General features: G+C 72.5%; 11 protein-coding genes and 1 tRNA gene. 4 read left to right on the top strand and 8 right to left on the bottom strand.

What is annotated here, in order from left to right; translation table 11 throughout:
* Positions 1–67 precede the first annotated feature (67 nt).
* Positions 68–991, top strand: a complete 924-nt coding sequence (locus tag OG488_RS20855; RefSeq protein WP_329231323.1) for a LysR family transcriptional regulator — start codon at positions 68–70, stop codon at positions 989–991.
* Between the two features lie 99 nt (positions 992–1,090).
* Here the strand turns inward: OG488_RS20855 and OG488_RS20850 are convergent, their stop codons facing one another.
* The 3 genes from OG488_RS20850 to OG488_RS20840 form a co-directional block, all read right to left on the bottom strand.
* A complete protein-coding gene (locus OG488_RS20850; protein ID WP_329231322.1) occupies positions 1,091–2,548 on the bottom strand; it encodes an FG-GAP repeat protein in 1,458 nt (485 codons plus the stop codon).
* Positions 2,549–2,984: 436 nt separating this feature from the next.
* Positions 2,985–3,494, bottom strand: a complete 510-nt coding sequence (locus OG488_RS20845) for an NUDIX hydrolase (RefSeq protein WP_329238869.1) — start codon at positions 3,492–3,494, stop codon at positions 2,985–2,987.
* A 165-nt stretch (positions 3,495–3,659) separates the two neighbouring features.
* Positions 3,660–3,734, bottom strand: a tRNA-Thr gene (locus OG488_RS20840).
* Between the two features lie 177 nt (positions 3,735–3,911).
* Here OG488_RS20840 and OG488_RS20835 point away from each other — a divergent pair.
* The 3 genes from OG488_RS20835 to OG488_RS20825 all read left to right on the top strand — a co-directional run bounded on the left by OG488_RS20835 (position 3,912) and on the right by OG488_RS20825 (position 6,469).
* Positions 3,912–5,048 (top strand): ABC transporter ATP-binding protein, encoded by a 1,137-nt coding sequence (locus tag OG488_RS20835; RefSeq protein WP_329231320.1) that lies wholly within the window; start codon positions 3,912–3,914, stop codon positions 5,046–5,048.
* 241 nt (positions 5,049–5,289) lie between these two features.
* Positions 5,290–5,703, top strand: a complete 414-nt coding sequence (locus OG488_RS20830; RefSeq protein WP_329231318.1) for a hypothetical protein — start codon at positions 5,290–5,292, stop codon at positions 5,701–5,703.
* A 46-nt stretch (positions 5,704–5,749) separates the two neighbouring features.
* Positions 5,750–6,469: a nucleotidyltransferase family protein gene (locus OG488_RS20825; protein ID WP_329231316.1), complete on the top strand. Its 720-nt coding sequence runs from the start codon at positions 5,750–5,752 to the stop codon at positions 6,467–6,469.
* A gap of 128 nt (positions 6,470–6,597) precedes the next feature.
* Here OG488_RS20825 and OG488_RS20820 read toward each other — a convergent pair whose 3' ends face one another.
* From OG488_RS20820 to OG488_RS20800, 5 genes are all read right to left on the bottom strand, one after another.
* Positions 6,598–8,190: a DoxX family protein gene (locus tag OG488_RS20820; RefSeq protein WP_329238866.1), complete on the bottom strand. Its 1,593-nt coding sequence runs from the start codon at positions 8,188–8,190 to the stop codon at positions 6,598–6,600.
* A 688-nt stretch (positions 8,191–8,878) separates the two neighbouring features.
* A complete protein-coding gene (rlmB, locus tag OG488_RS20815) occupies positions 8,879–9,835 on the bottom strand; it encodes a 23S rRNA (guanosine(2251)-2'-O)-methyltransferase RlmB (RefSeq protein ID WP_329231314.1) in 957 nt (318 codons plus the stop codon).
* A gap of 105 nt (positions 9,836–9,940) precedes the next feature.
* Positions 9,941–11,341: a cysteine--tRNA ligase gene (gene cysS, locus OG488_RS20810; protein WP_329231312.1), complete on the bottom strand. Its 1,401-nt coding sequence runs from the start codon at positions 11,339–11,341 to the stop codon at positions 9,941–9,943.
* 60 nt (positions 11,342–11,401) lie between these two features.
* Positions 11,402–12,658 (bottom strand): MFS transporter, encoded by a 1,257-nt coding sequence (locus OG488_RS20805; RefSeq protein ID WP_329231310.1) that lies wholly within the window; start codon positions 12,656–12,658, stop codon positions 11,402–11,404.
* Complete coding sequence (locus tag OG488_RS20800) at positions 12,655–14,367, bottom strand: ABC transporter permease subunit (RefSeq protein WP_329231308.1); 1,713 nt, start codon at positions 14,365–14,367, stop codon at positions 12,655–12,657. Before OG488_RS20800 ends, OG488_RS20805 begins: the two co-directional genes overlap by 4 nt.
* Between the last annotated feature and the right edge of the window lies 1 nt (position 14,368).

Genomic DNA, 14,368 nt, shown 5'->3' with positions numbered 1-14,368 from the left:
GAACAACGGCGAAGATCTGCACGTTCGTTCAGTCAGGCTTACCGATCCGGTTCATCTGGGGGAACTGATGGAACGCGACGAGATCGAGTGCTTCCTGCTGCTCGCCGACGAGCTGCACTTCGGCCGCACGGCCGACCGGATGCGGCTCTCCCGCGCGCGCGTGAGCCAGCTGGTGCAGCGCCTGGAGCGACGCGTCGGCGCGCCGTTGTTCGTACGCACCAGCCGTCGCGTCGCCCTCACCTCCCTGGGGCGGCAGTTGCGCGCGGACCTCGAACCGCACCACCGCGCGATGGAGGCCGCCCTCACCCGGGCCGTCGCCACCGCGCGGGGCATCGACACCGTGCTGCACGTCGGGTTCTCCAACCCGCTGACCGGCGAGATCGCGCTCAGGGCGGCGGAGGCCCTGCGGGTCAGCCACCCCGGCCTCGCCGTGGAGATCTGCGAGGTCCCGATGTCCGATCCGTTCGGACAGCTGCGCAGCGGCGCGTTCGACGTCCAGCTCCAGGAGTACCCGGTGCGCGAGGACGACCTCTCAGGCGGTCCTGCGCTCATCGCCGAGGCGCGCGTCCTCGCCGTCTCCTCGGCGCACCCGCTCGCCGCGCGGGAGTCGGTGTCCATGGAGGACCTCGCCGGCGTACCGCTGCTCACGATCGAGGGCGAGCTGCCGGACTACTGGCTGGAACACCACGTCCCCACGCACACACCAGGAGGACGGCCGATCGGACGCGGCCCGGCCGTGACCCAGATGCAGGAGGCGTTGACGCTGGTCGCGGGCGGCAGGGGCGCCCTGCTCACGGCCGCGCACACGACGACGTACTACACGCGCCCGGGCATCGTGTACCTCCCCTTCGTCGACGCCGAACCGGTCGGCTACGGCCTGGTGTGGCGGTCCGGCGACGGCACAGGAGCACTGGAGGCCTTCGCCGGGGCGACCCGCGAGGTGGCGGGGAAGGTGGCCCAGGCGGACCGGCAGCCGGCACTGCCGGCCTGACCGCCCGCGGTGCGCGGTAGCGCCGTGTACCTGACCTGTGGCGTCGTCCGGGCACCTACGGGCGGTACGGCACCGGGGGACTGCCACCCGTATGGCGTGTCAGATCACCCAGAGCAGCCCGTTGCCGCCCAGGAGGGTGCCGTTCTGCTGGGTGAGGCCGACGGAGGACGCGGTGAACATGCGACTGCCCGCGGCTGTCGGTCCGGAGGTGCCGCCGGGGAGGACCCAGACGGCGCCCGTGGAGTTGTTCTCGCTGGCCGCTCCGACGAACAACTCGGCTTTGCCGTCCTTGTTCACGTCACCTGCGGCGACCGTCGTACCGAAGAAGTCGTCGACCTCCGAGCCGCCGGGGACACCTGCTGTGTCCTGAGTGAAGGCGTACGCCCCGGTGCCGAGGGCACCCGTGCGCCGTCCGGGGACGACGGTCACCTGCCCGGCCCGGCCGACCGTGCCGATGGCTTCGTACGGCGCCCCGACCACGATGTCGGCGAGCCCGTCACGGTTGAGGTCGGCAACCGCCAGAGCGCCGCCGAAGGCGTCGTACTTCTCACTCCCGCCGGGGACACCGGCGGTGTCCTGCGTGACCTGCACGGGTGCCGCGTCGGCCGCGATGCCGAGCGCCGAGCCGTACCAGACCAGGATGCGACCGCCCAGCGTGCCGTCGACCCCGGCGACTTCGGGTTCGTCCGGGTCGCCGACCACGAGATCGGCGAATCCATCGCCGTTGAGGTCGCCGGTCGCGGAGATGAGGCCGTTGCCCTTCTGGAGACCGGGTGACACACCAGGCTTGTGGACGTGGTTCTCGGGATTCACGAAGACCAGGCCACCGGAGAGACCACCGTAGCGGTAGGTGACGTTCACATGGTCCTGGGCTCCGTCCCCGTTGAAGTCGCCGAGCGCCACCGACTCGCCCCAGGACATGTCCGCCGGCATGGCCGCGTTGCCGAACGATCCGGTGCGACTGAAGGGGCCGCTGAAGCGGACGGTCCCGTGCCAGCCACCCGCCAGGACTTCGGTCCTCACTCCCGGGCCGGCGCTGACAGCAGCCAGGTCCAGGCCGTAGTAGAGCGGATCGCTCTCCGGTGTCGGGAGGTTGGTGCCTGTGGTGAGACCGGCGCTGCTCCCCCACAGCACCGTCACCGCCCCGGCATCGATCCCCTGGTCCGTGCCCTCGTAGGGCGACGAGACGATCAGGTCCGCGTACCCGTCGCGGTTCAGGTCCGCCGTGGCGGTGGCGGCACCGAACCGGTCGTACGCCTCGGCGGTGCCCGGCACGCCTGCGGTGTTCTGCGTAATGATCTTCCGCTGGGTCGTCGACAGTCCCGACTGCGCCCCGTACATCACGACGACCGCACCGGCCGCCTCCTTGCCCGCCACATCGGCGCCGGGGGCGGGCAGGACGGCGTCACGGTAGCCGTCGCCGTTGAAGTCACCGGGTACCGCCCCGTGCACGGCGGCCGCGGGAGTGGCCGGCAGCAACGTGCCGCCGATCAGACCGGCGACCAGAAGGGCAGCGGCTCTCCACCTGCGCCCGGTCAGAACACTGTTCGTTCTCAAGTTGAGCCCCCTCCGCCCCGGGCACACCTCCCGTGCACCCGAACAACGCGACGGAGTGTAAAGGCGTGCGGGGCGCTGTGGCCGGGCGGGGATACGGCAGAAGCCTTTTGAGACGATTGAAGCAGCGGTCGAAGGTGTTGAAGCGAGACACGTTCGCCCTGGACCTCTTCGTCCCGAAGCAACGGGGGTTGGGTGCTGCCCGTGAGTGGCCGATCCCGTCACCTGCGCCCTTGGTCCGGCGTGAAGGGTGAGCCCGGCTGGGCCACGCCTCGTGTGCGGCCGACGTGTCCTGGCCATGACCGTGACCAAGATGGCGGCCGTGGTCGTGAGCGTGCTCCACGTGCCCGTCACCGCCCTGGGCCTGGTCGTCGGCCTCGGCCTGGACACGGTCACGCACTACCGGGCGGACCGCCGCACGGGCTTGGCCCGCGACACCTCAGTGCTGGATCAGGCCGCGAATCGGGACAGGAGCGACGTGGCCGGTTGCCGGAACCGTCTGCGCCAGGGCGAGGCCGATGTCGACCAGCGATGATCGGCGGAGGCGGGCAACCTCGGGGATCGGAGTCCAGACCGACTCAATGGTCTCGCCGTTCGGCTCAGGCCGGAGCCGGCCGCCAGTGATCCGGACTTGGTAGAAGATGCCGACATTCTGATGCTCGATGCCCGCACGCGTCACGGCCGCGGGGATCACCCTGGAGTCCACGCCCATCAGGCGCTCGACCACCGCGGAGCAGCCGGTCTCCTCAGCAACCTCCCGGATCACCGCGTCGAACGGATCCTCCGCGTGCTCGACCCTACCGCCCGGAAGAGTCCAGTTGTCCGACGCGTGATGGGCGAGCAGCACCCGCCCGTCCTCGATGCACACGGCATAGGCCGCCAACCGGAAGCTTCCCCGCTGCGACTCGTCCGGGACCGCTTCGGCTGCACCGTCCGTCTCTTGGCTCATGGGATCCGGCATTGCCTACTCCTTCACGATGAGCCGGTCGTCCGGCCCCGGTCAGCACGGCTCCGCTCACGCAGGCAACGTCACGGCAACCCGGCCGTGCGACCTGCCGTACCGCGCCCAACAGAAAACCCCAGGTCACGGGCTATGTGACCTGGGGTTTCTCGGAGCCCCCTGTCGGATTCGAACCGACGACCTACGCATTACAAGTGCGTTGCTCTGGCCGGACTGAGCTAAGGAGGCGTGCGGGAGCAGTGTAACCAACGTGGGGAGCGGAACCTGCTCGATATTCGGGACCTCGGACTGCTGACAGATCCGAAAACGCCAGGTAGCGTCACCTCAGGTTCACTCCAGTGGACCACACCACTCCCTTACTCGGATCGTCCGGCACGTTCCTGCCGGTGGAGGAGAAGAATCGCCATGGCCAGTGTCACGTTCGACAAGGCGTCCCGCGTCTACCCCGGCTCCACCAAGCCGGCTGTGGACCAGCTCGAGATCGACATCGAGGACGGCGAGTTCCTCGTCCTCGTCGGTCCTTCCGGTTGTGGCAAGTCGACCTCCCTGCGCATGCTCGCGGGTCTCGAGGACGTCAACGGCGGGGCCATCCGCATCGGTGACCGCGACGTCACGCACCTGCCCCCGAAGGACCGGGACATCGCCATGGTGTTCCAGAACTACGCGCTCTACCCGCACATGTCCGTCGCGGACAACATGGGCTTCGCCCTCAAGATCGCCGGCGTGAACAAGACCGAGATCCGGGCGAAGGTCGAAGAGGCCGCCAAGATGCTGGACCTCACCGACTACCTGGACCGCAAGCCGAAGGCGCTCTCCGGTGGTCAGCGCCAGCGTGTGGCTATGGGCCGCGCCATCGTGCGTGAGCCGCAGGTCTTCCTCATGGACGAGCCGCTGTCGAACCTCGACGCCAAGCTCCGTGTGTCGACGCGTACGCAGATCGCCTCGCTGCAGCGCCGCCTCGGCATCACCACCGTGTACGTCACCCACGACCAGGTCGAGGCCCTCACCATGGGTGACCGCGTCGCGGTCCTCAAGGACGGTCTGCTCCAGCAGGTCGACTCGCCGCGCAACATGTACGACCGCCCGGCGAACCTCTTCGTCGCCGGCTTCATCGGTTCCCCGGCGATGAACCTCGTCGAGGTCCCGATCACCGACGGTGGCGTGAAGTTCGGCAACAGCGTCGTCCCGGTCTCCCGCGAGGCGCTCACCGCCGCCGCGAACCGTGGTGACACCACCGTCACGGTCGGCATCCGCCCGGAGCACTTCGACATCGTCGAGCACGGTGGCGCCGCCGCGACCGGCCTCTCCAAGGCCTCGTCCGACGCCCCGGCCGGCCTGGCCGTCTCCGTCAACGTCGTCGAGGAGCTCGGCGCCGACGGCTTCGTCTACGGCGCCGCGCAGGTCGGTGGCGAGCACAAGGACCTGGTCGTCCGCGTCGGCGGCCGCGCCGTCCCGGAGAAGGGCACCGAGCTGCACGTCGTGCCGCGCCCGGACGAGCTGCACGTCTTCGCCACGTCGACCGGTGAGCGCCTGACCGGCTGATCCGACCACCCCCGTCGGATCCACCTGATCCAGCCGCAACGGCCCCGCGTCCCCCGGACGTGGGGCCGTTCGCGTGTCGCGGGCAGGATCGGGTTTCGGATCCTGCGGGCGCCAAATACCCTGGCACTCCGGTCAATTCGCCCCGGTGCGTCAACGCTCGATTCGAAAAGGCCACTCGAACCATCCCCCGCAGGGGTGACGAAATGTCGCCGAACCATCACTGCCCGCTACGCTCGCCTGCGTGACCCACACCGCGCGCCGTATCGGCCGAACCCTCGCCCTCGTACTGCCCGTCGTCATGGTGCTGTCCGGGACCCTCGCGGTCACCCGTGTGCAGTGGTCGGGGCAGGACACCGAGACCCAGTTGCTGACCGCCGCCTCGGAGACCGTCTCCAAGCAGGCGAAGGCCCGGGCCCCCCAGGACATCCTGCGGGACAAGCTCCTGCTGGAGCTCCGCGAGAAGGACCCGGGTTCCGCGCTGACCAGCCTCCAGCGCACCGTCGAAGGACGCCCCTCGCTGGCGAAGCACTGCATGTCGATCGCCAGGGCGCTCGGCAAGGCCGCCGTCGACCAGTACGGCCCGACCCGCGCCCACCGCTTCTCCCGGCCGGTCTGCGACACCTCCTTCGCCTCGGGCGTCGCACAGTTCAGCTGAGCCGGGCACGTCCGGCCACGTCCGGGCACGGCATATCGTGCCTGGCATGCATACGTATCCGACGCAAGCCGTGATCCTGGCGGGTGGTCAGGGCTCGCGGCTGCGCCCGTACACCGATGACCGCCCCAAGCCGATGGTCGAGATCCCGGGGACCGGGACCCCGATCATCGGCCATCAGCTGTCCTGGCTGGCCGCCGAGGGCGTCACCGACGCCGTGATCTCGTGCGGCCATCTTGCCGATGTGCTGCGGGAGTGGCTGGACTCGGCCGATCTTCCGTTGCGCGTCACGACCGTCGTCGAGAACGAGCCACTGGGCCGGGGCGGCGGTCTCAAGCATGCCGCGGCGCGCCTGCCGGACCCGTCGGAGCCCTGGTACGCGACCAACGGCGACATCTGGACCCGCTTCTCCCTGCGGGAGATGGCGGCCTTCCACGCCGAGCGGGACGCGACCGCGACGCTCGCCCTCGCCCGCCCGCGGATCCCGTGGGGGGCGGTGGAGACGGACGCCTTCGGCCACATCACCGACTTCATCGAGTCGCCGCCGTCGCCCTACCTGATCAACGCCGGCGTGTACGTCTTCGCGCCCGCGTTCACCGCGATGCTGCCGGACCGCGGCGACCACGAGCGGACCACGTTCCCCCGGCTGGCCCGCGAGCGCCGGCTCGCGGGGTTCCCGCTGCCGCACGGGGCGTACTGGCGGGCCATCGACACCGCGAAGGACCTCACCGAGGCGGCGAAGGAGCTGGGCGCCCACGCGGGCGGCTGAGCCCGTCCGTGCACGTACGGCTGACCCGCGCGTGTGGCAGGCGCACCCACTCCCCCACGCTCCACGCACGTACGCGAGGGCGGCCACCGGATGTCCGGTGGCCGCCCTCGTGGTGTGCGGTGGCGGGGTCAGCCCAGCAGGCCGCCGATGGGGTTCTGGCCGGCTCCTCCGCCGGAGGTGGAGCCCCCGTCGGAGCCGCCGGTGGAACCGCCGCCGTCGGAACCGCCGGTGGGGCCGCCCGAGCCGGCGGATCCGGACGAGCTGGGACCCGCGTCCCCGGTCGGGGGCTCCTGCGGGGCCGGCTCCTGCGGGGGTGCCTGGCCGGTGCCCTGGCTCTGACTGGGCTCGCCCGTGCTCGCTCCGGCCGTCGGACCGGAGTCACGTGAGGACTCGGAGCCCGGTGTGGACTCCTCGGCCGACGGGGTACCGGGCGCGCTGGAGGACGACGTCTCGGGCGTGCGGTTCTCCGGGGTCATGGAGGGCTTGCGCTTCTTGCCCTTGCTCTCGCCGGGGAGCGGGGAGCCGGGCAGCTGGTTGGTCGGGTAGCTGTCGGGGCCCGGCACGGTGACGACCTCGGTGGAGCGGACGGCCCCGCCGAGCATCGAGCCGACCAGCAGGGTGAGACCGACGACGACGGTGGCGACCACGGTGCCGCGGCGCAGCACCCGGCGGCGGAGGTCCCAGATGTCGGAGCGCGGCCCGAGGGTGCGCCAGGCCTCACCCGCGAGGCGTCCGTCGAGGGAGTAGACGGGTGCGCCCGCGATGACGAGGGGGCTCCAGGCCGCCAGCAGGATGATGTCCGGGGTGTCGTAGGCGGCGGCGGTGCGCCAGCTGACCGTCACCAGGATGGCGGCGGAGAGCAGGACGCCGAAGGCCGCGGCGACCCGCTGCCACAGGCCGAGGACGGTGAGGACACCGATCACGATCTGGAGGAACGCGACGGAGAGCCCGGCGGCGACGGGGTGGGAGAGCGCGAAGTCACGCAGGGGTTCGGCCGCGGCCCAGGGGTGCAGCGAGGTCAGCCACTTGACCATGGAGCCGCGGTCGCCGCCGTCGAAGTAGGCGGGGTCGCAGAGCTTGCCCATGCCGGCGTAGATGGAGAGGAAGCCGAGGATGACCCGCAGCGGGAGCAGTACGACGCCGAGGTTCATCCGGCGGCCCGGGTAATAGGCGTGCCGGACGGTGTCGTTGGCGTGGCGTCGCTCCCCGGCGGAGCTGCCGTCCGGTCCCTCGGTACCGGGTTCGTCGTCGTAGGTGAGGTCGTACGCCTCGCGGGCCTGCGAATCGGCGGTGTCGTACGCGCCGACGGCCTGCCGCATGGGCGGCAGCAGCGGCCCGGAGCGCCCGCCTCCCGGCTGATGGGGTGCGGGGAGCACGGGGTTGGGCTGGGTCTCGTCGAGGCGCGGGATGACCTGGGTGCCGCCGCCCCCGTCGTCGTAGCCCGCTCCGAAGCCGCCGCCCGCACGGGTGTCGAGGTGGCCGGCGGTGGAGTTCCGTACGGCCTGCAGGAGTCCGGTCGCTCCGGGATCGCCCGGCTCGGACCTGCCGCTCCAGACGACGGGAGCCCGCCTGCGGCCCCCCGCCCCGCCCATGGCGGGGATCCTGACCGGCCCGGCGGAGCCCAGGGGGCGCAGACGGGTGCGCTGACCCGGGGCGAGCTGCACCCGGAAGCTGGCGTGGCTGACGATGACCTGCGCGGGGTCGCTGTCCACCTTCGTCATGCTCAGGGCGGGTTGGTCGTCGAACCGAGGCGTTCTGGTGTCCACACTCATCTAACCGAGTGATGTGTGATTAGGACACTGCCTTGACGCGTCCTGTGTCCGAGACCCGTCAACACCCCTGTGCACCGGGCGGATCCGCGCGCGCCGGGCCTCCGGGTCGCGAGCTCTTCGGGCCGGGGAAGTCGTGGGGCGGGGGCGCCTGCGGGCCGGCCGAGATCCGGGTCCGCGGTCCGCTCCCGCGCCGCCCGGCGTCCCCTCCGGGAGCGGGTGTCTGCGGAGGCCGGGTGCCGCATGGCGTCCGGCGCCTGCGGACAGGTGGCGTAGGCCGCCCGGCGGCGGTGGCGATCCGGCGGGCGCGCCCAGGGCTGGTACGAACGGCGGGTACGAACCGGCAGCGTGCGTTCCGGGCGCCGGCCCACGGCTGGGTGCGCTTCGGAGCGCCGACCCACGCCCGGGTGCGCTTCGGAGCAGCCCGGTCCGCCGCCGGGGTCCGCTTGCCTGCGGCGAACCGCGCCGGGGTCCGCTTCCCTGCGGCGAACCGCGCCGGGCGAGGAAAGCGCGGGACCGGGCGCTCCGGCGGAACGCCGCAGGGGCCCGGGGCTCCAGCCCCGGGTCCCTGCGGCACTTCACGGGGCTCAGGCACTGCTGCGCCGCACGGGCCCCGGGTCCCTGCGGCCCCTCACAGGGCTCAGGCCCTGCGGCGGGCCACCTCGTAGAGGACGATGCCCGCGGCGACACCGGCGTTCAGGGACTCGGCGCCGCCCGGCATGGAGATCCGGACCCGGTAGTCGCAGGTCTCGCCGACGAGACGGCCCAGCCCCTTGCCCTCGCTGCCGATGACGATGACGACGGGGCCCTCCAGGGCCTGCAGGTCCTCGACGGTGTGCTCGCCGTCGGCGGCGAGGCCGACCACGGTGAGGCCGGCCTTCTGGTAGCCCTCCAGGGCCCGGGTCAGGTTGGTGACACGGGAGACGGGCGTACGGGCGGCGGTGCCCGCCGAGGACTTCCAGGCTCCGGCGGTCATACCGGCCGCACGGCGCTCGGGGACGACGACGCCGTGGCCGCCGAAGGCGGAGACGGAGCGGACGATCGCGCCGAGGTTGCGGGGGTCCGTGACGCCGTCGAGGGCGACGATCAGCGGGTCCTCGTTGTTGTCGTACGCGGCGGCGGTGAGGTCCTCCGGGTGCGCGTACTCGTACGGCGGGACCTGGAGGACGAGGCCCTGGTGGTTCAGGCCGTTCGTCATCCGGTCGAGCTCGGGGCGCGGCGCCTCCATGAGGTGGATGTTGCCGCGCTCGCCGGCGAGCTGGAGGGCCTCGCGGACCCGCTCGTCGTTGTCGATGTACTGCTGGACGTAGAGGGTGGTCGCGGGCACGCCGTCACGCAGCGCCTCGAAGACCGGGTTACGGCCGACGACCATCTCCGACGTGCCCTTGGCGCCGCCACGGCGCGGGGCGGGACGGCGTGCCGCGGCCTGCTTGGCCGCGGCGTTCGCCACCCTGTTCTTCTTGTGTCCCTTACGGGCGGAGGCGGGCGGCGTCGGTCCCTTGCCTTCGAGAGCACGGCGTCGGTTACCGCCGCTGCCGACCTGCATGCCCTTCTTGTTGGACGTGCGGCGGTTCCTGCGCTGGCTGTTCCCGGCCATGACCTACCTGTTTCGTTGCTTCAGAAAAACGTCGTCAAGTGAAAGTGTGCCGCCCGGAAGGCCGGGCGGCACATTTGCGCTGCTCACGCAGGGCGCGAGGTCCGCTCAGCGCGGTCCGAGCGTCCACCGCGGTCCGCTGGGGCTGTCCTCGATGACGAGGCCGGACTGGTTGAGCTGGTCGCGGATCGCGTCGGCTGCGGGCCAGTCCTTGCGCGCCCGGGCCGACTGACGCTGGTCGAGCACGAGCCGTACGAGGGTGTCGACGACGCCGTGGAGATCCTCGCCGCGGTCGCTCTCGCCCGCCCAGTGCGGGTCGAGCGGGTCCAGGCCGAGGACGCCGAGCATCGCGCGGACCTCGGCGAGGCGGGCGACGGCGGCTTCCTTGTCGTCGGCGGCGAGGGCGGAATTGCCCTGCCGGACGGTGGTGTGGATGATCGCCAGCGCCTGCGGGACGCCGAGGTCGTCGTCCATGGCCTCGGCGAACGCGGGCGGCACCTCGGCGGCTGCCTCGACCGGTCCCCCGGTCTTCTCCACGACGCGCTGGACGAATCCCTCGATCCGCGCGAAGGCGGACTCGGCATCCCGCAGCGATTCCTCGCTGTACTCGATCATGGACCGGTAGTGCGGGGTGCCCAGGTAGTAGCGCAGGACGATCGGGCGCCAGGCCTTGACCATCTCGCTGACCAGCACGGAGTTGCCGAGGGACTTCGACATCTTCTCGCCGGACATGGTGACCCAGCCGTTGTGCACCCAGTACTTCGCGAACTCGTCGCCGAAGGCCTTGGCCTGGGCGATCTCGTTCTCGTGGTGCGGGAAGATCAGGTCGATGCCGCCGCCGTGGATGTCGAAGGCGGTGCCGAGGTACTTGTGCGCCATCGCGGAGCACTCCAGGTGCCAGCCGGGACGGCCGCGGCCCCACGGGGTCTCCCAGCTGGGCTCACCGGGCTTCGCCGACTTCCACATGGCGAAGTCGCGCTTGTCGCGCTTGCCCGTCTCGTTGTCGCCGGAGGGCTGCCGCAGGTCGTCGAGGTCCTGGTTGGAGAGCTCCAGGTATCCCTCGTACGAGCGCACGTCGAAGTAGACGTTGCCGTCGGCCTCGTAGGCGTGGCCGCGCTCGATGAGGCCGCGCATCATCTCGATCATCTCGGTGATGTGGCCGGTGGCCCGCGGTTCGTACGTGGGCGGGAGGCATCCCAGGGCGTCGTAGCCCGCGTTGAACGCGCGCTCGTTCTCGTAGCCGATGGCCCACCAGGGGCGGCCCTGCTCGGCGGACTTCCTGATGATCTTGTCGTCGATGTCGGTGACATTCCGGATGAACGTCACGTCGTAGCCGCGGTAGTCGAACCAGCGGCGCATGATGTCGAAGTTCAGCCCGGACCTGATGTGCCCGATGTGCGGGGCGGCCTGGACAGTCGCGCCACAGAGGTAGATCGAGACACAACCCGCTGTGAGCGGGACGAAGTCACGGATCTGCCGGGCGTCGGTGTCGTACAGGCGAATAGTCACCCCTCAAGGGTAGTGGGCCCGCACCAGTGCCCAGCGCCCCCTGTGGAAAACGTGTCACAACTAATCGGTGACGGTGGTAGCGGGCTCCGGCGCGCGCCGTCCGACGGCCAGGGTGAGGGCGAGCGCCGCGCCCGTGAGAGGGACGGCGGCGAGCACCGCCCACAGGACCGGACCGGGCGTGCCGAGGAGGGTTCCGGTGGCGGCGCTGCCCCCGAGGACGGCGAGACCGGAGACCGAGGACAGGGCACCGGTGGCGAGCCCGAGCCGGTCGTCGTCCACCAGGTCAGGCACGAGCCCCCGGACGGCCGGGACCAGCAGCATCTGGCCGAGCGTGAGCAGGACGACGAGCGACGCCGCCGGGAGCAGCCCGGCGGGCCCGTCCGGCGCGAGGGGCACCGCGGCGAATCCGGCGGAGACGACGGCGAGACCCGCGACGACGGCGGTCCGGGGCGCGATGCGGCGGGCGGACCAGCGGGTCAGCGGCAGCTGGGCGACGACGACGAGCAAGGAGGAGAGCGCGAAGAGCCCTCCGAGCGCGCCCTGCGAGCCGGTGGCCCGCTCCACCTCCTCGGGAAGGGCGAGATAGAGCTGGTTGTAGGAGACGAGGTAGGTGCTGAAGACGAGGCAGAGCACGAGGAAGCGCCCGTCGGTGAGGACGTGCCGAGCCGCGGCGGCGCCCTCTCCGGCGGTGCGGACCCGGCGCGGCCGGCGGGGCATGAGCCGGGCGTGTCCGGCGAGTACGCCGACGAAGACCACCGCCCCGGCGAGGCACGCCGTCCGGAACCCGCCGCCCAGGAACAGCAGCAGGCTGCCGAGCAGGGGTCCGAGGAAGGCACCGGCCTGGCCGGCCGCGGAGAACACGGCGAGTACCTGGGCACGCGGCGTCCCCGTCGCGCGCTCGTGGGCGACGGCGGTCCTGGCGGTCTCGGATTCGACGGCGGGTGAGAAGAGGGCGGCGGCGAAGCCGATGAGGAGCACGGCGCCGATGACGGTGGCGGTGGAGCCCGCCCCGGCGAGCCAGCAGAAGCCTGCGATGCGCAGCACGCAGCCGGCGAGGACGACCGGCCGGGGACCGTAGCGGTCGGTGAGGGCGCCGCCGACGACGAAGAGGCCCTGCTGGCTGAAGGTGCGCAGGCCGAGCACGAGCCCGACGAGCCACCCCGCCATGCCGAGTCCGTCGCCGAGGTGGACCGCGAGGTAGGGCAGGACCGCGTAGAAGCCGGTGTTGAAGGCGAACTGGGTGGCGGTCAGGAGGCGGAGGTAGGGCGTGAGGTCCGGCTGGGCGCCGGACCGGATGCCCGCCGGGGCCGTCGTCACCCGCGCCCCCTGCCGCGTACGGCCGCCGAGGTGAGCACCGCGAGGGCGCCGAGCACCGCGAGGGCGGCGGCGGGGGCGAGGACGGCCCAGGGGGCGCGCTCGGCGTACGGCATGTTCTCCGAGAGCATGCGGCCCCACTCCGGTGCGGGGGCGGGGGTCCCGAGGCCGAGGAAGCCGAGGGACGCGAGTGCCAGGGCGATGGCCGGGACGCGCAGGACGGCATGGCGCACGACCGGCGGTACGACGCCCGGCAGGACGTGGCGGCGCAGCCGGTGCCAGGGCCCGGCGCCCAGGGCGCGGGCGACGGCGACGTGCGGGGCGGCGCGTTCCAGGGCGAACAGCGCGGAGGTGTGGGCGGCGAGCGGGGCCCAGGCGACGGCGGCGACGGCCGCCGCCGCGCCCCAGGGGCCGGGGCCCACGACGCCCGCGACGACGAGGCCGGCCAGGACGGCGGGCAGTGCGTTGGCCGTCTCGGTGAGCGCTCCGGCGCGCACCGCTCCGGCGAGCAGCCCGAGGAGCAGGGTGACGGCGCCGACGCCGACCGCCGTGATCACGGTGGTCGCCGCCCCGTGGCCGAGCCGGGCGAGGATGTCGCGGCCCAGCGAGTCGGTGCCCAGCGGATGGGCCGCCGAGGGTGACGCGAGGCGGGCGGCGGTGTCGGCGTGCAGCGGGTCGCGCAGCAGCCCCGCGACGGCGACGGCGAGGAGGAGCGCCGCCAGGAGCACCGCGGCGACGGACACCGCGCGCCGGACGGGAAGGGAAGGCGCGACGAGCGGGGGAAGGGCGCCGTCGGTGCGGGCGGGGCCGAGCAGGGCCCTGGAGGCGAGCCGGGCCGCGAGTCCGGCGGCGACGCCGAGGAGGAGCAGGAGCAGCACGCAGGCCTGGAGTACGGGCAGGTCCTGGGCCAGGGCGGCGGCCAGGGCGGTACCGCCGAGTCCGGGGACGGCGTAGAGCGTCTCGACGGCGACCGCGCCGCCGGTCAGCCCGACGACCACGAGCCCGAGCTGGGGCAGCAGTGTGGGCAGGGCGCGGCGCAGGGCGTGGGCCGCGATCCGGCGGGCGGGCATCCCGTGGGCGGTGGCGGCGCGCGCCCAGGGTTCGGCGAACGCGGCGGGCAGCGCGTCGTCCAGCAGCCGTCCGAGCAGCGCACCGGCGGGGAGGCCCATGGCGAGCGCGGGCAGGACGGCCTGACCCGCCTCCCCCCAGCCGAGTGCGGGGAACCAGCCCAGCTGCACGGAGAGGACGGTGGCCAGGACCGCGGCGAGGAGGAATTCCGGCAGCGCGGCGAGCATGGCGGCGCCGACGCCCGCCCGGGTGGTGACGAGCCGCCGTCGGGCACCCCGTCGGAGTGTTCCGGCGGCGAGCGCGAGCGCCAGGAGGACGGCGACGGCGAGCGAGGCGCCCATGAGGGTGAGGGAGACCCCGAGCGCCGAGGTCACGTCGGGGCCGACCGGCTGTCCGGAGACCCAGGACTCCCCCAGGTCGCCGTGGAGCAGCCCGGAGGCCCAGGCGCCGAGGACGTGCGGCGGCCCGCCGTCGAGCCCGGTCTCGGCGCGGATCGCGTCGAGGACGGCCGGTGTGGGCGGACGGTCGGCGTAGCGGGCGTGCAGGACCGTCAGGGCCGGGTCGGTACGGGTGAGCCAGGGCAGCAGGCCGATGACGGCGACGACGGCCAGGAGCGCGCCGAGCCGTCCGGCCACGTACGTCACG

It is taken from the genome of Streptomyces sp. NBC_01460, assembly GCF_036227405.1.
Classification (GTDB): domain Bacteria; phylum Actinomycetota; class Actinomycetes; order Streptomycetales; family Streptomycetaceae; genus Streptomyces.
Note: the sequence above shows the minus strand (reverse complement) of the source record. Positions and strands in the feature narration are given on the sequence as shown.